The organism is Roseibium alexandrii DFL-11 (genome assembly GCF_000158095.2).
Classification (GTDB): Bacteria; Pseudomonadota; Alphaproteobacteria; order Rhizobiales; family Stappiaceae; genus Roseibium; species Roseibium alexandrii.
Window position 1 is genome coordinate 4,613,031 of sequence record NZ_CM011002.1, and the last position, 25,147, is coordinate 4,638,177.

Sequence of the window (25,147 nt, forward strand, 5' to 3'; positions counted from 1 at the left end):
TTCTATTGGATCGGCGGAAGCGCTTCTGCTTGGATTATCACCGGTTCGGTCTCTGCAATCTCAATGACGCCAGACTGGAACGGATCATTCTCCGTCGGTCCAAGACGCAAATCCCAAGTATTGAATTCAGGGATAATCCGGGACGGCGGCGCAGGGCGCTCTTCGATAATGGCAAAGTGCTGCGGTGCCAGCCGGCCGATATTTGCCAGCAGGAAAAAGTCCGCAATTTTCGCGTCATACTGGGCCCGGACGTAGTCGACTTGGCTCAACAGCAGCTCGCGTTCACCGTCCAGCACGTTGAGCAATGTGCGTTGGCCGCTTTCAAACTCGACTTGAAGACCTTTGACAGCGCGCTTGTTGGCTTCGATCGCGCGGACACCGGCTTTTGCCCGGAGGCGCGCCGCCGCGCGTTGCTTCATGGCCCGAATGACGTTCTCGCGGATGATTTGCTGCGTATCGTCCAGTTCATACTCTTCCTGGGCGGCTGTGTACTTGGCGCGCTTTACAGACGCGATATTCCGGCCGCCGGTAAAGAAAGGAGCCGTGACCCGAATGCCAAGCCGGTAGTCTTCCCGATCACGGTCGCTGAAATCCCGGCGGTACCCATTGGACCATTCTCCTTCCAAGGAGACACGCGGCAGCATGTCGCCCACTGAGGCGCGGGCAGCATATCGTGCAGCGCGGGCATCATTCATCGCGGCGCGGATGGACGGGTTGTTCTGGAAAGCAACTGTGATGGCATCATCAAGACCGGCAGGTTCAATGGTTTTGGGGATGCCCGGCCAGCCGATTTTTCCCGGTTTTTGGCCCGTTAGGCGTTCATACAGCGCTTCAGATGCTTCCAAATCGCCAACAGCCTGCTCTTTGTTTCCTTGAGCTTCAGCAAGGCGGGCAAGAGCCTGTTCGATGTCGGTGCGCGTGGCATCTCCAGACTTGTAGCGTGCTCGTGCCGCATTTACCTCGCGTTGTACAACATTTGTGTAGGACTTCAGGTAAGCCAGTACACCGCGGTCGCGGACAACACGCAAATAGGCGTCGGCTGTGTTGAACAATAGCGTCTGTTCTGCACCGATGAGCTGGTTGCGGCCGGATTGAGCTTCTTCATGGGCTTGGTTGAGCCGGTTTACACCCGCGAAACCTTGGAAGAGCGTCTGCGACATTGAGACACCAAGTTCGTGGAAATATGCCCGGTCACTGGACAGTGTGTCCCGAGTGTTCCGAAACGCATTGTGTTCACCGATATAGCTGCCGGTCACCGTGGGCAGAAATTCTGAACGCGCAGTCCAGACACCTTGATTAGTAGCCTCGTATCTGGAGCGTTCTGCTTTCAGGCCGGGGTTCAACGCATATGCCGCGCCCATCGCTTCTTCGAGGGATTGGGCGTACAAAGGACTGCCTGACATCATAACGCTGACCAAAGAAGCGCTTGCCACCAGCAAGCGCGAGAGCGTTTGCCGGTCGTTGCGACTACCTTTTTCGGTTTTCGAAGATGCGTTCGGGTTTGTCATAGCAGCACCATTTTCGTTATCTGGTGCTAAGGTAAAGTTTTATAGTTAATCAAAGGTAATTGTAATCAATTGTTTATGGTTAATGTTTATAAATAAAATGATAGATTTTATATTGTAACAATTCTCCATGATGTTAATTTTCGAATATATTTGTTAATGTTTGGATGTCCCAAAGAACCTTTCGGGGCGGTTTTTGTTATCCGGCCCGCTTTTTTTCGTTTTCGCGACACGACTTAATTTGGGATGGCAGTAAGTGCTTTCCGAAAAGGAAGCCTTGTACTTCCTGGCAGCCCATTTCTTTCAGAAATTCCAACTGTTTTTCCGTTTCCACGCCTTCGGCAATAACGGGAATGCCAAAACTGTGGCCGAGCAATACAGCGGAACGCAGGACTGCCCTGGCTTGGGGGCTGGCTTCAAGTGACTTGGTGAAAACGCGGTCGACTTTTAACTTGTCGAATGGAAATGCCTGCAAGGTATTGAGTGACGAGTAACCTGTTCCGTAATCATCCATCGCAACTCGGACGCCCATTTCTCGCAATGCGACGATCGTATGCAGGACCCGATCATGGTCCTCAATCGGAGTGCTTTCAGTCAGTTCGATTTCAAGGCGATGTGCATTCAGTCCTGTTTCCATAAGCACTGTCGAAACCAGGCCGCTGAAATCGCTTCGGGTAAACTGGGAGGGTGATGCATTGACTGAAACTGTGACAGGATCCTGCCAATCGGCTGCTGCTCGGCAGGCTTCACGGAGCACCCATGCGCCAATGTCCAGTATGATGCCTGAGCGTTCGGCAATCGGAATGAAGTCTTCCGGTGGAATTTGTCCCTTTTCAGCGTGGCGCCAACGTACAAGTGCTTCATAGCCGACAAGTTCACCAGTTTTGGTCCGGTTTTGCTTTTGGAACAGAAGATTGAGCTGATTGTCCAGTGTGGCGTAACGGAGATCCGCTGCCAGGGCGGCTTCCCAACGATTGTTTTCCTCCATGCCGGTGACGTAGGGCTGAATGGAGTTGCCGCCAATTGCTTTCGCTTTTTTGGCGGCCAGGTTTGCCCGCTGGACCAAGTGTGCCAAGTTATCTCCATCCCGCGGTGACACAGCAACGCCAATGCTGCATTGGACAGAGAGGCGGTATGTGGCCGTCTGAATGGGGCGCCTGGTGATATCCCGGACCTGGCGTGCAAGGCCTGTTGCCTCGTCCAAGGACTTTATTGATGGGTGGACGATCAGAAACTCATCGCCATAGAATCTTGAAATTACAACGGGATCTGGGAATTTTTCCTGAAAAGTCTTGGCCATTTGGTTAAGAACTGCGTCGCCTGTCGCGTAGCCGTGCAGCTCGTTCACTGTTTTGAACTGGTCAAGGCTGACAAGAACCACCACGCAGAATTTTTGGTTTTGGTTGGCTTCCTTGAGCAGTTGCTCAGCAATGTTCTCAACATAATGCCGGTTTGGAAGATGGGTGAGGGGATCCTGCAAGGCCAAATGCTGGTAGGTTCTGCGGGACAAGTGTTTGTAATGATGTTCCAGAACGTCTCCAGATGCCGCGAAAACAGCACAGAGAGCGGGTAGCAAAACAGAAACAACCAGGGTCTGGGACACCGGCAACAAGTTCATTCCCGGTGGAAACCAATATGGGACTTCAGGTGGAACGGAGACTGGTGAGGCAAGGAGGCACACGATTGCCGGAAGAGAGATAAAGCAGACACCCTGAACCAGTTTGGTCTTGGCGGCTGCTTCAAGTGCCACAGGAAAAAGCGCGGCTCCGAACACGGTGCCAAGGATGATTGGCCAGACGACTGAAAGTCCGGTTCCTGATTGCATGCCGGCAACCTTGTAGGAAAAACCAATCATCAAAAAGGTTGTAGCAACACCTGCTCCAAAAACGATGCCGCTGACGACCCGTATCATTAGGTTGTTAGCCAATTGGGAGAGCCAAATGCTCACATAGATCCCGGCAGTTGCCACAAACAAGGCGGCCATGAGCGTCGCAAATTGAAAGCCTGTCTGCGACGATGGCGTAGGTGCGGCTGCGGCAAACACTCCGGCAGCCCAAAGCGAAGTGCCAAGCACCAACGAGACCCAGATCAATCGAATGAACTGCGCTTTCCCGGCGCTCTTGTTTAATCTTCCGATGAGTTGAACAGAGAAGATCGCTCCGGCGATGCAAAGCGCAAGCGAAAAAATCAAAAGAACAGAATTGTAGTTTGACGATATTAAAGCTGTCGCCAAGTTCATATAGGCCCCCACGCACTCCGTGAGAGGTTAATTCAAAAGTAATAACAAACAGTTTTTATGTAAATCTATAATATTGTCTTTTTGTCTATTGTAATAATTTCGTATATACATTTTTAGGGCATGAAATTCGGTGCGCTGCAGGCGCTTGTGGGCGATATTAAATTTGGTGACCAAGCGTCAACGATAGGTCGCTTCCCGAAAGGTGTTCACAAAAGGCTCCCTCGGTGATCCTGATTTGGGGGAGAGTGTCTCCAAAGGCCGAGTAAACCTTTCCAAGGTGGTAGGAACCCACCTGTCGTCTCTTATATGCGTCACTACATATTGGCAGTTTTACGAATTATTTTATGTTGAGCGTTTTTCTAATTTATTTATTTATAACAGCTACTTAATCTGAATATGGCGCTGTTTATTCCGTTACGTAACGTGTTTAAATAAAATCTTAATGATAAAATTTATAGGCCAGAATGAATTTGGCCTCAGAACCGTCCCTCAACAAACTCGTTTGATGTAATTCTGCTGCTTCTGGTATGCCAATGTGACGGCCAAGAGCGGTAGCGTCTGTCAAAAGTGGGTTTCGTGCCGTGCCACAAGAACCAGGTTCGCCCGCCAATGCTCGCTCGTGTCAAAGAGACCCGCGTCAACAACGCATATGAAAAACTTAAAACAGATATACTTAGCGGTGAACTTGCGCCCGGATTTCAGGCACCCGAACCAGAGATAGCTGCCCGTCTTGAAATGAGCCGTACGCCAGTCCGCGAAGCGTTGATCCGTTTGGAGGCAGAAGGGTTGGTTTCGTTGATCCCGCGGCGGGGGGCGAAGGTGTTGTCCATCCAGCTTCAGGACCTGATAGAGGTGATGGAAATCCTCGCAGCTCTTGAAGGGCTGGCGGCCTCAACCCTTGCTCGACTTGAAAATAAAGCCGATGTGCTTGCGGAACTGGAGTGTGCGTCGACTGCCGCGTTGCTTGCACGGGAACAGAACGATCTAAACGGTTGGGTTGATCAAGACGACTGCTTTCACAGGATAATTGCCAAACATAGCAATGCACGCCTTGAGCGGGAAATAGGTTTGAATCTGGATCAGATCCATCGGGCGGTCCGTGTTCTCGCGCGAATGAACGGTGTTCCTGTTGAGGCGGATGCAGATCATCGTGCTTTGATAGATGCGATCTCAGGCGGCAATGAGAATGCAGCAAGCGAAATCGCCCAAGCTCATAGATTGAATGCCCTGCAAGCACTGAAATCTGTTTTCGAACGCAGCGGCGTTTCGCAATTGTGATCTGGTCAAGCAGCTTGTCTATAGCAAAAACTTTTTTCATTGATTGAAACGGTTACCGGCACGGATCCAGTTTCGACAAAACGGGTACCGCTGGCTTGCGGGGAAGCCATTAGATCAAAACTGACTTCCGTTTTTCAGAGGCGGCGGTAGCCAGACCCTCGCTCGGTGTTTTGCAGCAATTTTCAAACTCACGGCTGAAACTGTCATAGCATTTTCATATGAGCGTCGAATAAGGTTCATATGAAAATGATTGATTGTTGGAAACGGCCGCGAAGCGGTTCGATCCGGATTTGTTCTTACCCGGTCGGACAAGGCATGGATGAGGCGGCAGGAATATTGGGTGCGTCGCATGCTAGGGCAAATTGATATCACAAAACGGCAGGCGGAGATTGCTGATCTGGTTCAAAAAGCCGGATTTGCCTCAGTTGAGGAATTGGCCGAGCGGTTCGAAGTGACGACCCAGACAATCCGCCGCGATGTAAACGGACTTTGTGAACTTGGAATTCTGCGCCGGACCCATGGTGGCGTCGAGCCACCGGCGCGCGCTGCCAACATTCACTACTCCACTCGGCAGATTCTGAACCTTCCGGGCAAGCAAGATATCGCTCGCCAAGTCGCGGCTCTGGTTGAGAACAATCAGTCCATTGCCTTTTCGATCGGCACGACGCCGGAAATTGTAATGCAGGCTTTGACTGGCCATGAGAATCTGGCGGTCTTCACCAACAATTTGAACGTAGCGTTCAGTGCATCAAGCAATCCTTCCTTTCAGGTCACGATTGCGGGTGGCCGGCTGCGCTACGGCGACAGGGATGTTCTTGGGTCTTCTGCCCAGTCATTTTTTGCGAACTACAAGGTGGATATCGGCATTTTTGGTGTCGCCGGGGTCGATGAAGACGGCACGCTGCTTGACTTCCATGAAGACGAGGTCGCGGCCCGTCAGGCTATTCTGGCCAATTGCCGGACTTCTTATCTCGTTCTCGACAACAGCAAGTTTGGCCGGAGTGCCCACGTTCGGGGCGGGCACTTGAGCGACGTCACAGATATATTCACCGATAAGCCTGTGCCTCAGGCTTTTCTGGAAAGTTTGAAAGATGCGCAGACCATTGTTCACCTCCCGGGATCGGAGGAGGGTGAACAATGACAGACGTGAACCTGTCCAGCGCCGGTAAACCGATCGTTCTGGAGAACATCTCCCGCGTCTGGGGGGAGACGGTGGCCGTCGATAATCTAAGCATCACAATGCCCGCGGGGTCTTTTACAGCTCTGCTGGGACCATCCGGTTGTGGCAAATCCACGACCTTGAGGATGATCGCCGGACTGGAAAGCGTTTCGTCGGGGAGTATCCGGATTGGTGAAAGCGATGTGACCCACACGCCGTCGTCCAAGCGCGATTTGTCTATGGTGTTTCAGTCCTATGCACTGTTCCCGCATTTGTCGGTCGCAGAGAACATCATCTTTGGATTGAAGGTGCGCCGCGTTGGCCGTGCGGAACGGGATGAGCGCTTGCGGAAAGTCGCCGATCTTTTGGGCTTGTCTCAACTTCTCGAGCGGAAGCCCGGTCAGCTCTCCGGCGGGCAGCAGCAGCGCGTCGCGCTTGGGCGGGCGATCATCGGCGAAAAACCGATCTGCCTGATGGATGAGCCATTGTCCAACCTTGATGCCAAACTGCGCCATGAGATGCGGGTGGAGATCCGTGCGCTACAACGGCAACTCGGTTTCACCATGGTCTATGTCACCCATGATCAGGTTGAAGCTATCACAATGGCGGACCAGGTTGTCCTGTTAAACAAGGGGCAATTGGTTCAGGCCGCAGGCCCGCGCACGCTTTATGATCGGCCGGCCACACCCTTTGCTGCTCGGTTTATCGGCACGCCGCCGATGAACTTGTTCCCGGCAGCGGCCTTTCGAAGATTTCAAAATGCGCCATCGCACAAGTTGGGTGTCCGCCCCGAAGCCATGCGCCGCCAGGCAGGTGGTCCGCTAGAGGCGACGATCCGCACGATCGAATATCTTGGAGCAGACATTCTCGCCGACTGCATCGTTGCAGATACGGCGTTTCAAGTCCGGCTGGCGACCGCAGATCCGGTTACACCCGGTCAGTCCATTGAGCTCGGATTTGAGCCGGATGCCTTGCACGTCTTTGATGCGCAGTCCGGTGCGCGCCGGGATGATCTTGTTTCTGAAATTGGGGCGCAGTTGCGCTCCTGACAATCTACGTGGGCCCGCGTGGAAACCCCGCCCTGTGCGGATGTTCAAACCCTAGGAAGTCCTTAGCCTTAGGAAGAAAACGAATGTTGAAGTCCACTTTCCTAAAGGCCGTTGCTGCAACGGCTTTGACATTCAGCACCTGGGCGTCTGCTCAGGCTGTTGATCTTCAGTTCTATTTCCCGGTTGCTGTTGGCGGTAAAGCTGCTGACACCATTCAAGAGTTGACCGCTGAATACGTCGCTCAAAACCCGGATGTGAACATTGATGCGGTTTACGCAGGTTCCTATCAGGACACCGTTGCCAAGGCGATCACCGCTTCGCGCGGTGGTAACCCGCCTCAACTCAGCGTGATCCTGTCGGTCGACATGTATACGCTGATCGACGAAGACCTCATCGTGCCGTTCGACGATTACCTCACCTCTGAGGAAGACAAGAAATGGCTCGAAGGTTTCTACCCGGCGTTCATGGAAAACAGTCAGACCGGCGGCAAGACCTACGGCATCCCGTTTCAGCGTTCCACGCCGGTGCTTTACTGGAACAAGGAAGCTTTCAAGGAAGCTGGTCTTGACCCGGAAGTTGCACCTGAGACTTGGGAAGAAATGGTCGAGTTCGGCAAGAAGCTGACCAAAAAAGACGCGTCCGGTAACGCGACGCAATGGGGTGTGCGCATCCCGTCTTCCGGTTTCCCGTACTGGCTGTTCCAGGGCCTCGCCATTGCCAATGGCGCAGAGCTTGTGAATGCGGACGGCAACAAAACAAACTTCGATGACCCGAAGGTTGTTGAGGCTCTGCAATACCTCGTTGACCTGAGCACCAAGCACGAAGTGATGGCTCCGGGCATCATTGAGTGGGGCGCGACACCGAAGGCTTTCTTCGAGGGCCAGACAGCCATGATGTGGACCTCCACCGGCAACCTGACCAACGTGCGGGACAATGCGCCGTTTGATTTCGGTGTTGCAATGCTTCCGGCAAAAGTGACACGCGGCGCTCCGACAGGTGGCGGCAACTTCTATCTGTTCAAGGGCGCTTCCGATGAGCAGAACAAGGCCGCCGTCGAGTTTGTTCAGTGGATCACTGCGCCAGAACAGTCTGCAAAGTGGACCATCGCAACCGGGTATGTCGCTCCGCGCGCCGAGACCTGGGAAACCGAAGAGATGAAAGCCTACACGGCTGACTTCGCTCCGGCTCTGGTGGCCCGTGATCAGCTTGAGTTCGCCAAGGCCGAGCTGTCCACATATCAGAACCAGCGCGTCACCGGCATCTTCAACGATGCCCTGGCAGCTGTCATCACTGGCCAGAAAGACGCCGAGATGGCTTTGAAAGAAGCGCAGGCACAATCTGACGAGATCCTGGCGGAATACCGCTAAGGAGGGTCGGGGAGCAGCGCACCGGACCACGGCCCGGTGCGCTGCTTCTCATTTTTGTTGACGCCCTTTCTAGGGTCAGGACCCATTAATTTGGATGATTTGGTAGGGATGAATTTGTTCGGATACGAGGCGCAATGCTGCAGGAAACCGCCCGGTTTTCAAAGGATTGCAACAACGTTGCCGGACAAATTCACTCTATTCCTCCGGAACGCAAAAACGGCTTCGATCCGCTACGTCAAACCGCTCAATCGGGCAGGAAGCCCGCTTATCGCGCGTTTCCTTGCAGCTCATCGCCGTTTGCTGCGCCAATTCAATCAAATTAATAGGTCGTTACCCTAGATCGGGCTGGGAAGAGATCACCGGGTTGTGACGCGCATGCAGACGTTGAGACTGAAACGTGACTGGATCTATGGCTGGCTCTTGTTGTTGCCTGCACTCGTGTTCCTGTTTGCTTTTACGCATATCCCGGCTGTCACGACGCTCTTGAACAGCTTTTTTTCCACGCCGCGTGGCCGTCGCCCGGCGAAGTTCATCGGGCTCGACAACTACGATCGCATGATTAATGACGCGGTCTTCTGGAAAGTGCTCTGGAACAATCTCTGGTTCGCAATTGGCACCATCCCGGTCTCCGTGGCGCTGGCAATTGTCATGGCTCTTTGGGTCAACGACAAGCTCGCCGGCCGAAGCTTTGTCCGCATGGCCTATTTCACACCAACCGTTCTGCCGCTCATTGCCGTGGCAAACATCTGGCTGTTTTTCTATACGCCCGGCTTTGGCCTGTTCGATCAAATCACTGGCTTTCTGTTCGGCTGGCCGGCATCCAACTACCTCGGCAATCCCGAAACAGCTCTCAACGCCATCATCGTGGTGACTGTCTGGAAAGAAGCCGGGTTCTTCATGATCTTTTATCTGGCGGCGCTTCAGGCAATCCCCGTTTCCTTGAAAGAAGCGGCGCAGATTGAAGGGGCGGGGCGCTGGACCATCTTCTGGCGGATCACGTTCCCTCTGTTGATGCCGACGACCCTGTTCGTTTGTGTCAATGCGGTGATCAACTCGTTCCGGCTCGTCGATCACATCTTCATTCTGACTGACGGTGGTCCGGACAATGCCTCGGCGCTGCTGCTCTTCTACATCTATGAGGTTGCCTTCCGGTTCTGGGAGACCGCCTACGGTGCGACACTCACCGTCGCCCTGTTGGTATTGCTGTCGCTCCTTGCCATCGGCCAGTTCTTCTTTTTTGACCGCAAGGTGCATTACAAATGACCCGCGCCTCCGACATGTTTGACCGCTTTTTGAATACATTTGCTGCCTGGGCGCTGGCGCTTCTGTGGATCCTGCCGCTGGCCTACGCCGTCTGGACCGCCATCCATCCATCGGCTTATGAAGCCAACTTCGATTTGTTTGCGCCGCTGACGACGGAGAACTTTGTAAAGGCTTGGGACGCTGCGCCCTTTCATCGCTACTTTCTCAACACCTTCATTCTGGTGTCGATGATCCTGGTGGGTCAATTCTTCCTGTGTACCTTGGCCGCCTTCGCCTTCGCACGGTTCGAATTTCCCGGCCGGAACATATTGTTTGCTTTAGTGTTGCTTCAGTTGCTGGTGATGCCGGACATCCTGATGGTGGAGAACTATCAGACCATGCGGTTGCTGAACCTGGTCGACACCATTCCAGCAATCGCGCTGCCTTACATCGCATCCGGCTTCGGGATCTTCCTGTTACGCCAGACCTTCATGACCATTCCGAAGGAGCTGGACGAGGCAGCCCGGATTGAAGGGGCGTCGGTTCTGGGTGTTCTCTGGAAAGTCTACATTCCGCTCGCAAAACCCACCTATCTTGCTTACGGGCTGGTGTCCGTCAGCCACCACTGGAACAACTTTCTCTGGCCCTTGATTGTAACGAACTCGGTCGAAACACGCCCGGTGACCGTTGGTCTTAGCGTGTTTTCCGCGATCGACAGCGGGATCGAATGGTCGGTGATCAATGCAGCAACGCTCATGACATCCGGGCCTCTTTTGATCGCGTTCCTGCTGTTTCAGCGCCAGTTTGTGCAGAGCTTCATGCGCGCCGGGATCAAGTAATAGCCGCCGGATTGGAGCACCACCAAGCTATCACGATGGCGAGCAGGCTGCCGTGCCTGCTCATATCCCCCTTCCGAAAGTGACTTGTTTCGTGCTAATGGATTTAAGCCGCAGACTTCTGCGGTTTTTTCGTGTTTATATGCTGCCCCGGAGGAAGGTTCGTGCCGTCAACATTTCTGGCAATCGGTGAGTGCATGGTGGAAATGGCGCCGACCGGTGAGGGAACTTTCGCAAAGGGTTTTGCCGGAGATACGTTGAACACCGCCTGGTATGTGCGCAAATCCTTGAGCCAGGACTGGGCCGTTTCCTATCTCACCGCGGTTGGCAATGATCAGATCTCCGAAGAAATGATTGCGTTTCTTGATGGGGCGGGGCTTGCAACCGATCACATTCAGCGGCTGAATGACCGCACCATCGGTCTCTACTTGATCCAGCTGAAGGAAGGCGAGCGCAGCTTTGCCTACTGGCGGTCGCAGTCTGCCGCCCGATGTCTTGCAGATGATGCTGTTGCTCTGTCGACGGCGATGGATACGGCAGGGCTGATCTATTTCAGCGGTATTACGCTCGGCATCCTTTCACCGGAAGGCCGCCAGACATTCCTATCGTCACTTGCAGCCGCACGCCAAAAAGGGGCCAGGGCTGCCTTCGATCCCAATCTCCGGTCGCGTCTTTGGGAAGATGCGCAGACCATGCGGGATTGCGTTACCGAGGCAGCGGGCCTGTGTGATTTTGTGATGCCGTCCTTTGAGGACGAGGAAGCACATTTTGGCGACAAGATCCCATCCGAGAGCGCGGATCGCTATCTTGCGGCCGGTGCAAAAATGATAGTCGTCAAGAATGGGCCACAAGAGGTGATCGTTGCGTCGGAAAACGACCGTAGATCGTTCAGGCCGGACCCGGTCCGCAATGTGGTCGACACAACCGCCGCCGGCGACAGTTTCAATGCCGCCTTTCTTGCTGAATATCTCGTATCGGGTGATGTTGACGCAAGCGTGGCGGCGGGTGCTCGTCTCGCCGGAACTGTTATCCAGCATCGGGGTGCATTGTTGGAATGTCGCGAACTCGCCTGACGAGAGAAATTTTAAAAATTGCAAGCAATCCACAGTCATAACCCTGCGATGAATGCTGTCATAAATACGTATTCATTGATAATTTTATCATGTTAAGTATTTAAAGTTTTATTTGTAAATCTACCTTAGCGTCAACTGTCGAATCATCTTGTGTGTTTTTGGGGGTGTGATGCTGTCTGGACTGAAACTTTCGAAGAAAATTCCAGCTCTAGTGGTCGGGTGCGCTGCAGCGGTCGGTATTGGCATTGGGGTCTCCAGTTATTTGACGTCGAGTGCAGCCGTACAGGAGCTTACTGAAGCTCGTTTGTCAGCAGCGGCGCAGGTCGGTGCAGATGAGACGCTGAATTACCTTCAAACCATCGAACGGCAACTCAACCTGATTGCTGAAAACCCTGGAACTGTTTCGGCGGTTCAAGACTTTTCAACCGCTTGGCAAGAAATGGCCGATTCCGGCATTGATATGAAATCCGAGCTGCAGCGGGCATACATTACGGAAAATCCGCACCCCACGGGGGAGAAGGATAAGCTCTACGATGCCAAAACAGGCAGCCTGTACGATGTAATACACGCAAAGTACCATCCTTGGTTTCACGAGCTGCAACAGGATGAGGGGTACTACGATGTTTTTCTGTTCGACGCTGATGGCAACCTGATCTATTCGGTTTTTAAGGAATTGGATTACGCGACCAACTTTCAGTCTGGTGGCGGGGAATGGGCGTCGTCCGATCTGGGAGAGGTGTTCCGGAAAGCAATGCAAATCACGGAGCATCACGTCGTTGCCTTTGAGGACTTCGCGCCTTATGGGCCGAGCTATGATGCGCCAGCCAGCTTCATGGCCTATCCAGTGAAGGCAGATGGTGAGGCAATCGGAGTACTCGCTTTCCAAATGCCGATCGACAAGATTAATGAGTTGATGCGCCACAACCTAGGGCTCGGCGAGACCGGTGAGCTAGCTTTGATCGGCGAAGATCGATTGATGCGCAATGACACAGAATATACCCCGGATCAGAACGATATTCTTGCAACTCGGTTGGAAAGCCCGATCATCGAAGAGGCGTTCGTAAACGGACAGGCATTTGGGTACGATTCCCTCCATCGCGGAGAACGGCTCGACATTGAAGCCATGCGCTTCGAGTATCAGGGGCAATCCTTTGCCATCGTCGCCATGCAAGCCTACTCCGAAGCTTATGAGCCGGTTATTGCAATGCGCAATAGAATGCTGTTGTTGGGGGTGGTTCTGCTCGGAATCGCTGCGCTTGCCGGTTTCGTTGCAGCACGGTCCATCACACAGCCAATAAACAATCTGGTTGTCGCGATGAACAGACTTGCGACCGGTGATACAAAGATTGAACTCGACGATTCCGGCCGTGCTGATGAAATTGGAGAGATGATCAAATCGGTCGATGTGTTTCGTGACAATGCTATCCAGAGGTTGGAGCTTGAAGCTCATGCGCGCGGTGAGCGGGATCGAGAGCGTCAGCGTCAAGCCCTTCTGGAAAACCTCATTCGCGATTTCAAATCCATCATGACAGACCGTCTTGCCACGGTCGGGGATCAAATGGCGAGAATGCAGCAGGCAGCAACGACACTCGAAGATTTGGCCTCAAATGCTAAATCGGAGTCCGATCAAGCTGGCTATGCTTCAAACAGTGCTTCTGAAAATGTCGCTGCCGTTGCAGCCGCGACGGAGGAGATGACGGCAACAGTGCAAGAGATTGCCAATCAGACCGAAGCGACAATCCGGATTGTAGCAGAAACAGTGGCAGCTGCGGAAGCGACCAACGACAACGTTCAAACGTTGTCTGAGGCTGCCGAACATATTGGCAGTGTCGTGAATTTGATCCGGGATATCGCCGAGCAAACCAATCTGCTCGCACTGAATGCGACCATCGAAGCGGCACGCGCCGGCGAAGCCGGGCGCGGGTTTGCTGTGGTGGCTTCAGAGGTTAAGGAGTTGGCGGAACAAACCTCCAAGGCGACGGACGAAATCTCAGGCCGGATCACAGGTATTCAAAACTCCGTCCGCGATGCGGCTGGTGCGATTGGAAACATTGCCGAAAAAGTGTCAGAGATCCGTGATTTGACTGGGTCTGTTGCTGGGGCAATCGAAGAACAACGCGCAGCCAACCAGGAAATCGCGCGTTCGGCCAAGTCGGCGAGCGATAGCACTGCCAATGCGGCTGGCAGCATGACGACAGTTTCCGGAGCAGTTCTGCAGACTTCAGAGGAAGCCACGGCTGTAAACTCGGCTGCTGACCTCGTCTCTGAAGCAAGCAATAGCTTGGCTGGTGAAGTTGAGCAGTTCCTCGAAGGCGTCACCAAGGACGTTGAAGATCGGAGGAAGGCTGCTCGAAAGGCAATCTCAGAAGATGTCACGATAACTTTCGGGCAGGGCAAAAAGAGAACGGTCCAGCTTATTGATGTCAGCACAACTGGCGCTCAAATCATGGACATGTCTGAACTGGCACTTGGTGAGAAATTGGTCCTGGATTTCCTAGATGGAAGCCGCCTGCAGGGCACTGTTGTCCGGCATACTGGCGCTGGTTGCGGCGTAGAATTCGCTGACGCACTACCGCACGATCACATACTCTTGGCGGCCTGATTAGACCGCCCAGCTGTGCCATCGTTTATTGGCGCGCTGCATTTCGAAGCCGTGATTTATGTAAATGCCAAGTCCGGCAAAACAGGTAGCCGGATTCAGCTATAGACCAAGTGGTCTTGGGGCAGGTTCTCTGACCAGATCCGGAGTTCATCCAGAAACTTCAAAGCCGTCGCGCCGAACTCGGTGATTTCGTATTCGACTGAGACCGGCGCGGTTTGAAGAACTGTCCGGGTGACAAGGCCGCGCTCTTCCAGTTGTTTGAGACGTTCCGCGATCATTTTTTTGCTGGCACCTCCCAGCATCCGCGATAAGTCGTTGAAGCGGACGGGGCCGTCTTTCAAGTGCCAAAGAAGCGAGCCTGTCCATTTACCGCCGAGAATGCGCATACCGCGCTCAATGGGACAGGGGTCCGTGCAGGCTTCCAGCACGACCCGCCGTTTGCCAACAGTCTCCAGCCGACCGGCCATTCCGTGATCCTCACCTGATTTTTTAGGTTACAAAAAGTATACTGGTTGATCTTTGTAACTTAATCGCTCATCTCAGGGCTGAAATCAAGTCGCACCGTCGTGGTCCGGCGGTACGTCAGCTCAAGAGGTGTTTGCACATGGCACGAATTCTGATCATCAACGGGCATCAGCCCTATCCATTTGCCGAGGGGAGGCTAAACGCTGCACTGGTCGAGCGTGCCAAGGCGTTTTTTGAAGATCGCGGCGATGAAGTCCGGGTTGTTGAGACCGCAAAGAACTATGACACGGAAGTCGAGGTGGGAAATCACCAGTGGGCCGACACGATTGTCATGCAGTTCCCAGTCAACTGGATGGGTGTGCCATGGTCTTTCAAGAAGTATCAGGATGATGTCTACACAGCCGGAATGGATGGGCGTCTTTGCGCCGGCGATGGGCGCACCGTCGAGGCACCAAAGGAACACTACGGCGCGGGCGGCAGTCTCACCGGTAAGACATACATGTTGTCCCTTACATTCAACGCGCCGCGCGAGGCTTTCGATGACGCTCAGGAATTCCTTTTCCAGGGGCGGTCTGTCGATGACTTGATGATGCCGATGCATATGAATGCCCGCTTTTTCGGCCTTGAGAAACTGCCGACGTTTGCTGCCTACGACGTCATGAAAAACCCGGATATCGAAAACGATTTTGTCCGCTTCGATGCGCATCTGACCAAAATGTTCAAAGAGGACACGTCCCATGCCGCAGCCTGATATCCATCTCTATACCGCGGCAACCATGAACGGTTACAAGCCGGTCATCTTTTTGGAAGAGGCTGGGATCCCGTATGATCTGACTTTTATTGATTTTTCCAATAAGGGGCAGAAAGCTCCGGATTATGTGAAGCTTAATCCGAACGGCCGGATCCCGACCATTGTTGATCGCAGCAATGGCGACTTCGCCGTTTTCGAAAGCGGCGCGATCCTGTGGTATCTGGCTGAGAAATACGGTGTGTTTCTGCCCCACGAGCCTAAGGCCCGTTCAGAAACACACCAGTGGCTAATGTTCCAGATGGCCGGTGTTGGCCCCATGATGGGGCAAGCCATGTATTTCCAGCGCATCGCCGCGCCGAACGGGCATGTAGAACCTTTTTCCATCAAGCGCTATGTCGATGAAACGCGCCGTCTTCTGGCGGTTTTGAACACGAGGCTTGATGGCCGCAACTGGCTCGCCGGTGATGAGTATACAATCGCCGATATCGCCACTTACCCCTGGGCACGGGCATACCCTTGGGCAAAGGTTTCGATAGATGGACTGGACCATCTAAAGGCCTGGTTCGACCGGATCGACGCCCGTCCAGCGGTTCAAAAAGCCCTGACGATCCCGAAAGCTCAACCAGCTTTCTGGGGCTATGCAGATGAAAGCGCATTTCTGAAGGAAAATGCGGCGCGTTTTGCAGCTGACGTAAAGAAAGCGTAGCATTTCAAAAATTTGGTTCAGCCGTAGCAGCTTGAGCTCAATGTGTTGGCGGGCGGTCTTTAACGGCTGGCCGCCTTCCTCGCTTACCGGAGTGTCTTTTGGCCAAAGTTCTTGTTCTTTACGCCCATCCCCGGCCCGACCGGTCGGAGATCAATCAGCCCCTGTTTGAAACCGCCAAGGGCGTCCAAGGGGTGACAGCGGTTGATCTTTATGCCGAATACCCGGACTTCGACATTCGCGTCGACGTGGAGCAAGAGCGGCTGCGGAACCATGACATCATCATCTTCCAACATCCCTTCTATTGGTATTCGGCGCCGTCGATCATGAAGGAGTGGCAGGATCTGGTGCTTGAGCATGGCTTCGCCTATGGCCTTCATGGCAAAGCGCTGGTCGGCAAAAGCTTCATTAATGTGACGACAGCCGGTGCCAAACCGGAAGCCTATTCAGCCGACGGTCTGAACCATTCCGATATTCGCAGTTTGCTCGCCCCGTTCGAGAAGACAGCGGACCTATGCGGCATGCGGTTTCTGGCACCTTTTATCATGTTCGGCGCCGGGAGAGCGTTGGAAGAAAACCGGCTGAATGTGCACCGTAATGCCTATGATGATCTTTTGAAGGCGATGGTCGCGGACCGGTTCGATCTTGAAAAAGCTGCGAAGGCAAAACAGATCTCGGATGTTCTCGACGACTTCATTCTCAAAGGGGAGGCGGTCTGATGGAACTTCTCAGTGACGCCTTTGTTTATCTCTGCGCGGCTGTGATTGCGGTGCCGATTGCGAACCGTCTGGGGCTTGGATCCGTTCTAGGTTATCTCATCGCTGGCGTTGTGATTGGTCCCGTTCTTGGTATCGTCGGGTCTGAGACGACCGAAGTGCAGCATTTCGCCGAGTTTGGCGTGGTGATGATGCTGTTTCTGGTTGGCCTTGAGCTGCAGCCGGCCATGCTTTGGAAAATGCGCAAGCAGCTCATCGGGCTGGGCGGGCTTCAGGTTCTTGGAACCACAGCCGTCTTTGCAGGTGCGGGGTTGGCATTCGGCCTTGTCTGGCAAAGCGCAGTCGCACTGGGCATGATCCTCGCGCTGTCTTCAACTGCAATCGTGCTGCAAACCCTCAATGAAAAAGGCTGGCTGAAGACGGAAGGCGGGCAGAGTTCTTTCTCGGTTCTCTTAACCCAGGACATCGCGGTCATTCCCATGCTAGCCGTCCTGCCGCTTCTCGCGGTTGGTCACGGCGGTGGCAGCCAGGGGGATTCCCACGGTGCCGGGCATGGCGGCGAGGCGTTGGCGAGCCTACCCGGCTGGCTGCAGGCAGTGGTCATCCTCGCTGTGATTGCGGCCATCATCGTGGCCGGACGTCATTTGATGCGGCCCGTTTTCCGGTTCATCGCCGAATCGCACTTGCGGGAAATTTTCACAGCAACCGCCCTGCTTTTGGTGATCGGCATCGCCCTTTTGATGGACTTCGTTGGTCTGTCGCCTGCCCTTGGGACCTTTCTTGCCGGCGTGGTCCTGTCCGACAGCGACTACAGGCACGAGCTTGAAAGTGACATTGAACCTTTCAAGGGCCTGCTTCTGGGGCTGTTTTTCCTGACGGTTGGGGCCGGGATCGACTTCAACCTCTTGTTCGGCGCGCCGGTCACCATTTTTGGTCTGGCGATCGGCTTGATCGTCACCAAGTTCGCCCTGCTTTTCGGATTGGGGACAATCTTTAACCTGAAGGGGGCTGACAAATGGCTTTTTGCTCTGGGGCTTGCCCAAGCGGGGGAGTTCGCCTTTGTCCTATTCGGGTTTGCCTTGAGCGCCGGTGTTCTGGAGCCAGCCCTGCTTCAGACATTAACCCTGGTTGTTGCAATTTCCATGTTGCTCACGCCGGCCCTATTCATTCTTTATGAAAAGGTCATCGCGCCCAGAGCCGTAACCCAATCGAACAGACCGGCTGACGAAATCGACCGTAAAGGGCGCATTGTTATTGCGGGGATGGGCCGGTTCGGCCAGATCGTCGGGCGACTCCTGATTACAAGCGGTTACGATGTCGTGATCCTCGATCACGACCCGCAGACAGTTGAAAATCTTGGGAAAGTGGGCCTTAAGACTTTTTATGGTGATGCGACGCGGCCGGATTTGCTGCACGGAGCTGGTTTGCAAGATGCAGACCTCTTCATTGCGGCATTAGATGACCGGGACAAGCAGACAATGGTTGTTGAGCATGTCGCGAAGACATACACGAAGGTTCGGATCCTTGCGCGAGCACGGGATCGCCACCATGTCTACGAACTTGAACAAGCGGGGGCTCATCATGCCGAACGGGAAGTCTTTGAAGGCGCGATGACGATGGGGCGCCGCGCCCTGATTGATCTTGGCATGCACCCGTTCCGGGCGCGCAGCAAAGCAAAAGACTTTTGGCATCACGATCGTGCGATGCTGGACGACCTTCGGGAAAACTATAACGACGGCGGCGTCGACAAGTCTTATATTGATGCGATGCGCGCGCACTCGCAAACTCTGTTTGAAATCATGCGGACTGATCACGGTGATGAAAAACACGAGCGCACGGAGCGGGGGTGGACCCCGCCGCCAAAGGGCGATGCCACACTATAAATACCCGCTGTGCTCGGGGCAGAAAGGACCAAGCCAATGACCGACATGACAGATCTCGACATGGAAGAACTGCTCCAGATCGACATCGTGTCTGATGTTGTATGCCCATGGTGCATCGTCGGCTTCAAACAACTGGAACAAGCGATCGAAAAAACCGGGGTTTCTGTTGCCATCAAGTGGCACCCGTTTGAACTCAACCCGGATATGGCCGTCGAAGGTGAAAATCTGCGTGAGCACATCATGCGGAAATATGGGTCAACGGTTGAGCAGTCACAGGCCGCACGGGACAGATTGACAGAGCTTGGAAAGGAGCTTGGGTTTGAGTTTCGGTTTTCCGACGAAAGCCGGATGGTCAACACGTTCAAGGCGCATCAGTTGATCCATTGGGCAGGCCCGCAGGGACAAGAACATCCTTTGAAAATGGCCCTTTTTGAAGCTTACTTCCGGGACGGGAAAGATCTGAACGACAATGCTGTTCTGGTAAAGATTGCCGGCAGTGTTGGCCTGGATGAAACTGAGGCGTTGAAGGTCCTGGAAGATGGGCGGTACGCCGGTCCGGTAAAACAAGAAGAGAAGTTTTGGATACAAAATGGGGTTCAAGGTGTTCCGGCCGTTGTGTTCGACCGGCGGCACCTGATCACCGGTGCCCAAGGCGTTGACAACTATGCAGCTATTTTGAAGCAGCTGGTCGAGGGTGAAGCCGCCTGACATAACAAAACCTGATCACTGTTGGCACCATGCAGCCTCAAATCGTGCAGACGTTGATCGGCGTTTTGCGCCCACGAAGTTTGATGGCCTGTTGTTCGGAGAACTCGGCGAGACCGGGCTGCAGGGCTTCATTAGAGTATCCAGCTTTCCTCATCAGGTCTTCGCTGACAACGCATCTGCACCCAAGGTCGCGCGTGGCTGCCTCAAGGCGGCTTGCGACATTCACTGTGTCACCAACAACGGCAAACTCCAGCCGTCGTGACGGCCCGATGTCCCCAAGGATCACCGGGCCGAAATGAACTCCAACCGAAATCTGGATCGGGTCCAGGCCAAGGTCCGCCTGTCCTTTGTTGAAGGCTTCGTTTTCTTCGAGAAGCTGGGTTGTTGCCTTGAGGGCGTTCGCTGCGTCGCTTGGTTTTGTCTCCGGTGTTCCAAAGGTGGCCATCACCCCGTCGCCAAGATACTTGTCCAGCGTGCCTCCGTTCTGGAATATCACACGCTCAACCATGGCATGGTACCGCCTGAGCAAGGTCATCACCTGTTCAGGTTTGTGCCGTTCGGCGAATTCGGTAAAGCCGACGATATCCGTGAAAAGAACTGCGACGTCCTGTGTTCGGACAGCGCCGATATCGCGGTCTGATGAGGCGAGAACATCCACAAGGCTTGAGGGAAAATAACGAGACAGGTTGGCTCGTTCTGCTGCGATATCCGCTTGCCGCATGAGGAGCTGATTTGACCGCCATCCCTTCAGCGCCAGTATCGCTGCGACCATGAAAAAGACGACGATTTCTTGGATTCTGACACCGGGCTGCACGCTGTTTGGGTCCAGTTCGCCCAAGACTATGGGATTTGCTGAAAACGCTTGAGCGGCCAGCGTGCTGAGTTCCGGCACCTCATGGCCGAACAATGAAACACGGATCATGCCGAGCATCCAGAGAATGGCAACCCAAGTTCCGATTGCCCAAACCGTGCGCCATGAATAGGCGAGTGTGCCCACGGCCAAAATAATGAAGAAATAGATGAAGTTGTCGAACCGGTAGGTGATTGCGGTTGGCATGTCCTCGCTGACGAAGGGATTGGCTGTCGTAAAGAGTGCAGTGAGTAGAAACAGGTCCAGGAAAATCAGCAGGAGTTCCGCTCTGGAGTATCCGACGCTCGCCAGGCGAAGCTGCAACCAACCAAGTGCAATGAAAACCAAGACCCAAGCCTGGTAATAAAGGGCGCTGAGCGTGGGGTTCAAAAATGGGATCAGGAGAACGACCAGACCAAGCGCGACGGTTCGGGCAATAACGGCAAGGCGGTGACCCTCCATTTTTTCCTTTTCAAGCGCCTGAGACAAGAACAGGTTGGACTGTGCCTGCTTGCGTTCTTCGTCCCGCAGCTCGCGAAGCCTTGCGAATATACGGAATGGATTTGTAAGTTTGAGAGCCGACATGCTTGCTCCGTCGCATTGCGGTAACCGGGACAGTTATCAACCATTTCTGTCCAACAAAAAACGACCGAATGTGCCTTTCTCTTCTGCCTATCTGGCGAAAAGGAGAGAGGTTCCGGAAATCCAGCTTGAGGCACTGTTCTCGGGATTGGTTCTTGACATGAATACTGATTCAGGTTTCATATATTGCAGCCGCAGAACGGACCTTCGCGAACTGGCTGTGAGACTAGCACCAGCCCCGTTCGGTGTCCGATACTGCGCAAACGGGAGGAAATTTTATGACGATCCGCTTTTCACGCTGGGCCGCCCCGCTTGCGGCCGGGCTTGGGCTTATGGCGGCCAGTACGCTTGGTGCGTCAGCCGAAGATATTAAAATCGCTCATGTCTATGGCAAAACCGGGGCTCTTGAGGCCTATGCCAAGCAGTCGCATACAGGGCTTATGATGGGTCTTGAGTACGCCACTGACGGCACTATGGAAATTGATGGCCGCAAGATCGTGGTGATCGAGAAGGACACTCAGCTGAAGCCAGACATCGCAAAAGGTGCCTTGGCTGAAGCTTATGGCGACGATGAGGTGGACGTCGCTGTTGGTCCGGTGTCTTCTGGTGTGGCGCTCGCCATGTTGCCGGTTGCTGAAGAGTACGAGAAGATTCTGATCGTGGAACCGGCTGTTGCCGATTCCATCACTGGCGCAAACTGGAACCGCTACATTTTCCGGACTTCCCGGAACTCGTCCCAGGATGCAATTGCCAATGCAGTTGCTCTTGGTCAGGAAGGCGTCTCCATCGCAACTCTTGCACAAGACTATGCCTTCGGCCGTGATGGCGTTGCAGCGTTCAAGGAAGCCCTTGAGGGTACTGGCGCAAATCTGGTTTTTGAGGAATATGCGCCGACCGATACCAAGGATTTCACCGCCAATGCACAGCGGATCTTCGATGCCTTGAAAGACGAGCCGGGCCGAAAGTTCCTTTTTGTCATCTGGGCCGGTGGCGGCAATCCGATCTCCAAAATCAAGGCGATGGAGCCGGAGCGTTTTGGGGTCGAGATCGCAACCGGTGGCAACATCCTGGCGGCGATGAAAGCCTACAAGGAACTGCCGGGCATGGAAGGCGCGACCTATTACTACCATGAAATCCCGCAAAACCCGGTGAATGACTGGCTGGTGGCTGAGCACCAGAAGCGTTTCAACTCACCGCCGGATTTCTTCACCGCGGGCGGTATGACAGCTGGCCTTGCAATTGTTGAAGCGATCAAAAAGGCAGGATCCACGGACACCGAAGACCTGATTGCGGCAATGGAAGGCATGGAATTCGAAACGCCGAAGGGCAAGATGATGTTCCGCCCGGAAGACCATCAGGCGCTGCAGTCTATGTACCACTTCAAGATCAAGGTGGATCCGGATGTTGAATGGGGCATTCCGGAGCTGGTCCGCGAGTTGACGATCGAAGACATGAACATTCCGATCCGCAACCAGTGATCGTATCGGATCAAGGCGGGTTGCGCCCTGCCTTGATCCCTGTTTCCCTTTCATTTGCTGCTGAAATTCTGATAGCTGAAACCGGAACGTTTCAGTTGGCCGGAACCCTTTGTCCTTGAGCCCGGAAGTCCTCGAACCGTGACCAAAGAACATCCCATTCTGGAAACGAAAGATCTGACCATTCGCTTTGGCGGGCACGTTGCTGTCGATCATGTGTCTTGTGCTTTTGACCGTGGCACTCTGACTGCCATTGTCGGGCCGAACGGAGCGGGCAAGACCACGTATTTCAATCTGATGTCGGGTCAGCTCACTGCGACCGGCGGGACGGTCCTGTTGAACGGCGAGAACATCACCCGTATGCCGGTTCCCGAGCGGACGGACAAGGGGATCGGCCGGGCGTTCCAGCTGACCAACCTGTTTCCAACGCTGACCGTTCGCGAAAATGTACGTCTGGTGGCGCAGGCCAAGGCGCGCCAGGGGTTCGATCTGTTGTCCATTGCCGAAAGTCATGTAGACCTCATCGAGCGCGCCGATCATGTTTTGAACGAGGTCCGGCTGATTGATCAGGCCGACCAGACAGTGTCCGCTCTGCCGCATGGTGACCAGCGGAAGCTGGAAGTCGCCATGTTGATCGCGCTCGGGCCGCAGGTTCTGATGTTTGACGAGCCGACAGCCGGCATGAGCGTCGATGAAGTGCCGGTCATTCTGGAGTTGATCGGCAAGCTGAAGGCCGACATGGACCGCACCATCCTGCTTGTCGAGCACAAGATGGATGTCATCCGCTCGCTCGCCGACCGGATCATTGTCCTGCACAACGGGGCGCTGGTGGCAGATGGCGACCCGGCCGAGGTGATTGCCCTGCCGGTGGTGCAGGAAGCTTATCTCGGCAAGACACCGGAGGCCGCGTGATGCCAGACACGCTTTTGTCCCTGTCCGGCGTGCATACGCATATCGGTCCCTATCATATCCTCCAAGGTGTTGACCTGATTGTTCCGGAGGGGGGCGTTACCGTTCTGCTCGGCCGCAACGGTGCCGGCAAGACCACGACCTTGCGCACCATCATTGGGCTCTGGACGGCCAGTCAGGGCGAGATCCATTTCGCCGATCACAACATCACCAGGCTGGATACACCGGCCATCGCGGGCCGGGGCATTGCCTTTGTTCCCGAAGACATGGGGATCTTCACCGATCTGACGGTGGAGGAGAACATGATCCTGGCGGCGGCGAATGGGACAATGGACCCTAAGCGGCTGTCCTGGATCAAGGAGCTCTTTCCCCCGATCGGCAGTTTCTGGAATTCGTCCGCCGGAACGCTCTCGGGCGGGCAAAAACAGATGCTGTCTGTTGCCCGTGCCATTATCGAGCCGCGCCGCCTGATCCTGATCGATGAGCCAACCAAGGGACTTGCGCCGGCAATAATCAATGCGATGACAGATGCCTTGCGCCAGCTGAAGAACACCGACACCACAATCTTGCTGGTGGAACAGAACTTCTCAATGGCCTCAAACATCGGCGACACCGTCGCTGTCATGGATGATGGCCGGATCATTCACTCCGGCGGCATGGCGGAGCTGGCCGCCAATTCCGAAATGCAGGAACGGTTGATGGGATTGAGCCTGGAGGCGCACCAATGAGCGACACGACAATCAAACCGCGCATCGAGAGGGTTCCAGCCACTGAGCAGCTGGTGCAGAAGCTGCCGGTCCTGCTTGTGCCGGTTCTGGCGCTGGCCGGGCTGCTTGCGATCGGCAATCCGTCCACCTGGCTGACCCTGACCGTGGCCGGTCTCGCGATGGGCATGATGATCTTCATCATGGCGTCCGGACTGACCGTCGTTTTCGGTCTGATGGACGTGATCAATTTCGGTCACGGGGCGTTTGTGACCGTCGGCGCCTTTGTCGGATTTACCGTCCTTGCGTGGCTCGCCGGCTGGACCGCCTCGCCAAGTGTGCTGCTCAACCTGAGCGCTCTGCTGGTTGCCATTCTGGCCGCGATGCTGATCACCGGCGGTCTCGGCTATGCTTTCGAGCGGGTGATCGTGAAGCCCGTCTACGGTGAGCATCTGAAGCAGATCCTTGTCACCATGGGCGGGCTGATTGTGGCCCAGCAGATGATCCATGTGGTCTGGGGGCCGGACGAGATGCACCTGTCGCGCCCCGAAGCGCTGCAGGGCTCGATTGTCCTCGGCGATGCGGCGATTGAAAAGTACCGCCTTGTCGCGGTTGCCATCGGCCTCGCGTTGTTTCTCGCTATGCGCCACATCTTGAAAAACACGAAAATCGGCCTGCTGGTCCGCGCGGGTGTCGAGAACGGTGAGATGGTCGAAGCGCTCGGCTACCGGGTCCGGCGTCTGTTCCTGATCGTCTTCATGACGGGCTCTGCGCTCGCAGGTCTTGGCGGTGTCATGTGGGGCCTCTACCAGGAGACCATCACCGCGCATATGGGCTCTGAAATCATGGTGCTTGTTTTCATCGTGGTGATCATCGGCGGGCTGGGGTCCGTCGAAGGCTGCTTCATCGGCGCGCTGCTCGTCGGGTTGCTGGCCAACTACACGGCGTTTCTGGCGCCTAAGGTCGCGCTCATTTCAACCATTGCGTTGATGGTGGCGGTGCTCATGTGGCGGCCGCAAGGGCTTTATCCGGTCGTCAAGGCGAAGTGAGG

General features: G+C 54.6%; 21 protein-coding genes. 17 read left to right on the forward strand and 4 right to left on the reverse strand.

The genetic code is table 11. The annotated features are described in order from the left end of the window. Window positions 1-2: 2 nt before the first annotated feature. Both SADFL11_RS21325 and SADFL11_RS21330 read right to left on the reverse strand, forming a co-directional pair. The gene (locus tag SADFL11_RS21325) at window positions 3-1,508 is read right to left on the reverse strand and encodes a TolC family outer membrane protein (protein WP_008191761.1); all 1,506 of its coding nucleotides are present in this window, start codon (window positions 1,506-1,508) and stop codon (window positions 3-5) included. Window positions 1,509-1,704: 196 nt separating this feature from the next. Continuing rightward, the gene (locus SADFL11_RS21330) at window positions 1,705-3,744 is read right to left on the reverse strand and encodes a bifunctional diguanylate cyclase/phosphodiesterase (protein WP_050776001.1); all 2,040 of its coding nucleotides are present in this window, start codon (window positions 3,742-3,744) and stop codon (window positions 1,705-1,707) included. A 609-nt stretch (window positions 3,745-4,353) separates the two neighbouring features. Here SADFL11_RS21330 and SADFL11_RS21335 point away from each other — a divergent pair. The 8 genes from SADFL11_RS21335 to SADFL11_RS21370 all read left to right on the forward strand — a co-directional run bounded on the left by SADFL11_RS21335 (window position 4,354) and on the right by SADFL11_RS21370 (window position 14,350). Further along, window positions 4,354-5,022, forward strand: coding sequence for a GntR family transcriptional regulator (locus tag SADFL11_RS21335; protein ID WP_050776000.1), 669 nt, complete (start codon window positions 4,354-4,356; stop codon window positions 5,020-5,022). Window positions 5,023-5,371: 349 nt separating this feature from the next. Beyond that, window positions 5,372-6,163, forward strand: a complete 792-nt coding sequence (locus SADFL11_RS21340) for a DeoR/GlpR family DNA-binding transcription regulator (RefSeq protein WP_085955896.1) — start codon at window positions 5,372-5,374, stop codon at window positions 6,161-6,163. Further along, window positions 6,160-7,230: an ABC transporter ATP-binding protein gene (locus tag SADFL11_RS21345; RefSeq protein ID WP_008196716.1), complete on the forward strand. Its 1,071-nt coding sequence runs from the start codon at window positions 6,160-6,162 to the stop codon at window positions 7,228-7,230. The genes SADFL11_RS21340 and SADFL11_RS21345 overlap by 4 nt, the downstream gene beginning before the upstream one ends. Before the next feature lie 83 nt (window positions 7,231-7,313). After that, window positions 7,314-8,597, forward strand: coding sequence for an ABC transporter substrate-binding protein (locus SADFL11_RS21350; RefSeq protein ID WP_008192087.1), 1,284 nt, complete (start codon window positions 7,314-7,316; stop codon window positions 8,595-8,597). Between the two features lie 375 nt (window positions 8,598-8,972). Beyond that, entirely contained in the window at window positions 8,973-9,860 is an 888-nt protein-coding gene (locus SADFL11_RS21355) for a carbohydrate ABC transporter permease (RefSeq protein WP_008189224.1), read from the forward strand. After that, on the forward strand, window positions 9,857-10,678 hold the full coding sequence (locus SADFL11_RS21360; RefSeq protein ID WP_008192730.1) for a carbohydrate ABC transporter permease: 822 nt from the start codon (window positions 9,857-9,859) through the stop codon (window positions 10,676-10,678). Before SADFL11_RS21355 ends, SADFL11_RS21360 begins: the two co-directional genes overlap by 4 nt. A 161-nt stretch (window positions 10,679-10,839) precedes the next feature. Next, entirely contained in the window at window positions 10,840-11,748 is a 909-nt protein-coding gene (locus SADFL11_RS21365) for a sugar kinase (protein ID WP_081450503.1), read from the forward strand. A gap of 169 nt (window positions 11,749-11,917) precedes the next feature. Beyond that, a complete protein-coding gene (locus SADFL11_RS21370; RefSeq protein WP_008196293.1) occupies window positions 11,918-14,350 on the forward strand; it encodes a methyl-accepting chemotaxis protein in 2,433 nt (810 codons plus the stop codon). A gap of 95 nt (window positions 14,351-14,445) precedes the next feature. Here SADFL11_RS21370 and SADFL11_RS21375 read toward each other — a convergent pair whose 3' ends face one another. After that, the gene (locus SADFL11_RS21375; protein ID WP_008195330.1) at window positions 14,446-14,817 is read right to left on the reverse strand and encodes a winged helix-turn-helix transcriptional regulator; all 372 of its coding nucleotides are present in this window, start codon (window positions 14,815-14,817) and stop codon (window positions 14,446-14,448) included. A gap of 137 nt (window positions 14,818-14,954) precedes the next feature. On the opposite strand from SADFL11_RS21375, the gene SADFL11_RS21380 reads away from it, so the two are divergent. From SADFL11_RS21380 to SADFL11_RS21400, 5 genes are all read left to right on the forward strand, one after another. Further along, complete coding sequence (locus SADFL11_RS21380) at window positions 14,955-15,566, forward strand: NAD(P)H-dependent oxidoreductase (RefSeq protein ID WP_008195441.1); 612 nt, start codon at window positions 14,955-14,957, stop codon at window positions 15,564-15,566. Beyond that, on the forward strand, window positions 15,553-16,272 hold the full coding sequence (locus SADFL11_RS21385; RefSeq protein ID WP_008189925.1) for a glutathione S-transferase family protein: 720 nt from the start codon (window positions 15,553-15,555) through the stop codon (window positions 16,270-16,272). Before SADFL11_RS21380 ends, SADFL11_RS21385 begins: the two co-directional genes overlap by 14 nt. A gap of 98 nt (window positions 16,273-16,370) precedes the next feature. After that, complete coding sequence (locus tag SADFL11_RS21390; RefSeq protein ID WP_008195020.1) at window positions 16,371-16,988, forward strand: NAD(P)H-dependent oxidoreductase; 618 nt, start codon at window positions 16,371-16,373, stop codon at window positions 16,986-16,988. After that, complete coding sequence (locus tag SADFL11_RS21395) at window positions 16,988-18,868, forward strand: monovalent cation:proton antiporter-2 (CPA2) family protein (protein WP_008193147.1); 1,881 nt, start codon at window positions 16,988-16,990, stop codon at window positions 18,866-18,868. The genes SADFL11_RS21390 and SADFL11_RS21395 overlap by 1 nt, the downstream gene beginning before the upstream one ends. 36 nt (window positions 18,869-18,904) lie before the next feature. Continuing rightward, window positions 18,905-19,576, forward strand: a complete 672-nt coding sequence (locus SADFL11_RS21400) for a DsbA family oxidoreductase (protein ID WP_008193297.1) — start codon at window positions 18,905-18,907, stop codon at window positions 19,574-19,576. A gap of 37 nt (window positions 19,577-19,613) precedes the next feature. On the opposite strand, the gene SADFL11_RS21405 is transcribed toward SADFL11_RS21400, so the two are convergent. Further along, on the reverse strand, window positions 19,614-21,011 hold the full coding sequence (locus tag SADFL11_RS21405; RefSeq protein ID WP_008194687.1) for an adenylate/guanylate cyclase domain-containing protein: 1,398 nt from the start codon (window positions 21,009-21,011) through the stop codon (window positions 19,614-19,616). Between the two features lie 329 nt (window positions 21,012-21,340). Between SADFL11_RS21405 and SADFL11_RS21410 the strand changes: the two genes are divergently transcribed. From SADFL11_RS21410 to SADFL11_RS21425, 4 genes are all read left to right on the forward strand, one after another. Continuing rightward, on the forward strand, window positions 21,341-22,486 hold the full coding sequence (locus tag SADFL11_RS21410; protein WP_008190005.1) for a substrate-binding domain-containing protein: 1,146 nt from the start codon (window positions 21,341-21,343) through the stop codon (window positions 22,484-22,486). Between the two features lie 138 nt (window positions 22,487-22,624). Beyond that, complete coding sequence (locus SADFL11_RS21415) at window positions 22,625-23,395, forward strand: ABC transporter ATP-binding protein (RefSeq protein WP_008190386.1); 771 nt, start codon at window positions 22,625-22,627, stop codon at window positions 23,393-23,395. After that, complete coding sequence (locus SADFL11_RS21420; protein WP_008196460.1) at window positions 23,395-24,120, forward strand: ABC transporter ATP-binding protein; 726 nt, start codon at window positions 23,395-23,397, stop codon at window positions 24,118-24,120. The genes SADFL11_RS21415 and SADFL11_RS21420 overlap by 1 nt, the downstream gene beginning before the upstream one ends. Further along, entirely contained in the window at window positions 24,117-25,145 is a 1,029-nt protein-coding gene (locus SADFL11_RS21425) for a branched-chain amino acid ABC transporter permease (protein WP_008190747.1), read from the forward strand. The genes SADFL11_RS21420 and SADFL11_RS21425 overlap by 4 nt, the downstream gene beginning before the upstream one ends. The last annotated feature ends 2 nt before the right edge of the window (window positions 25,146-25,147 follow it).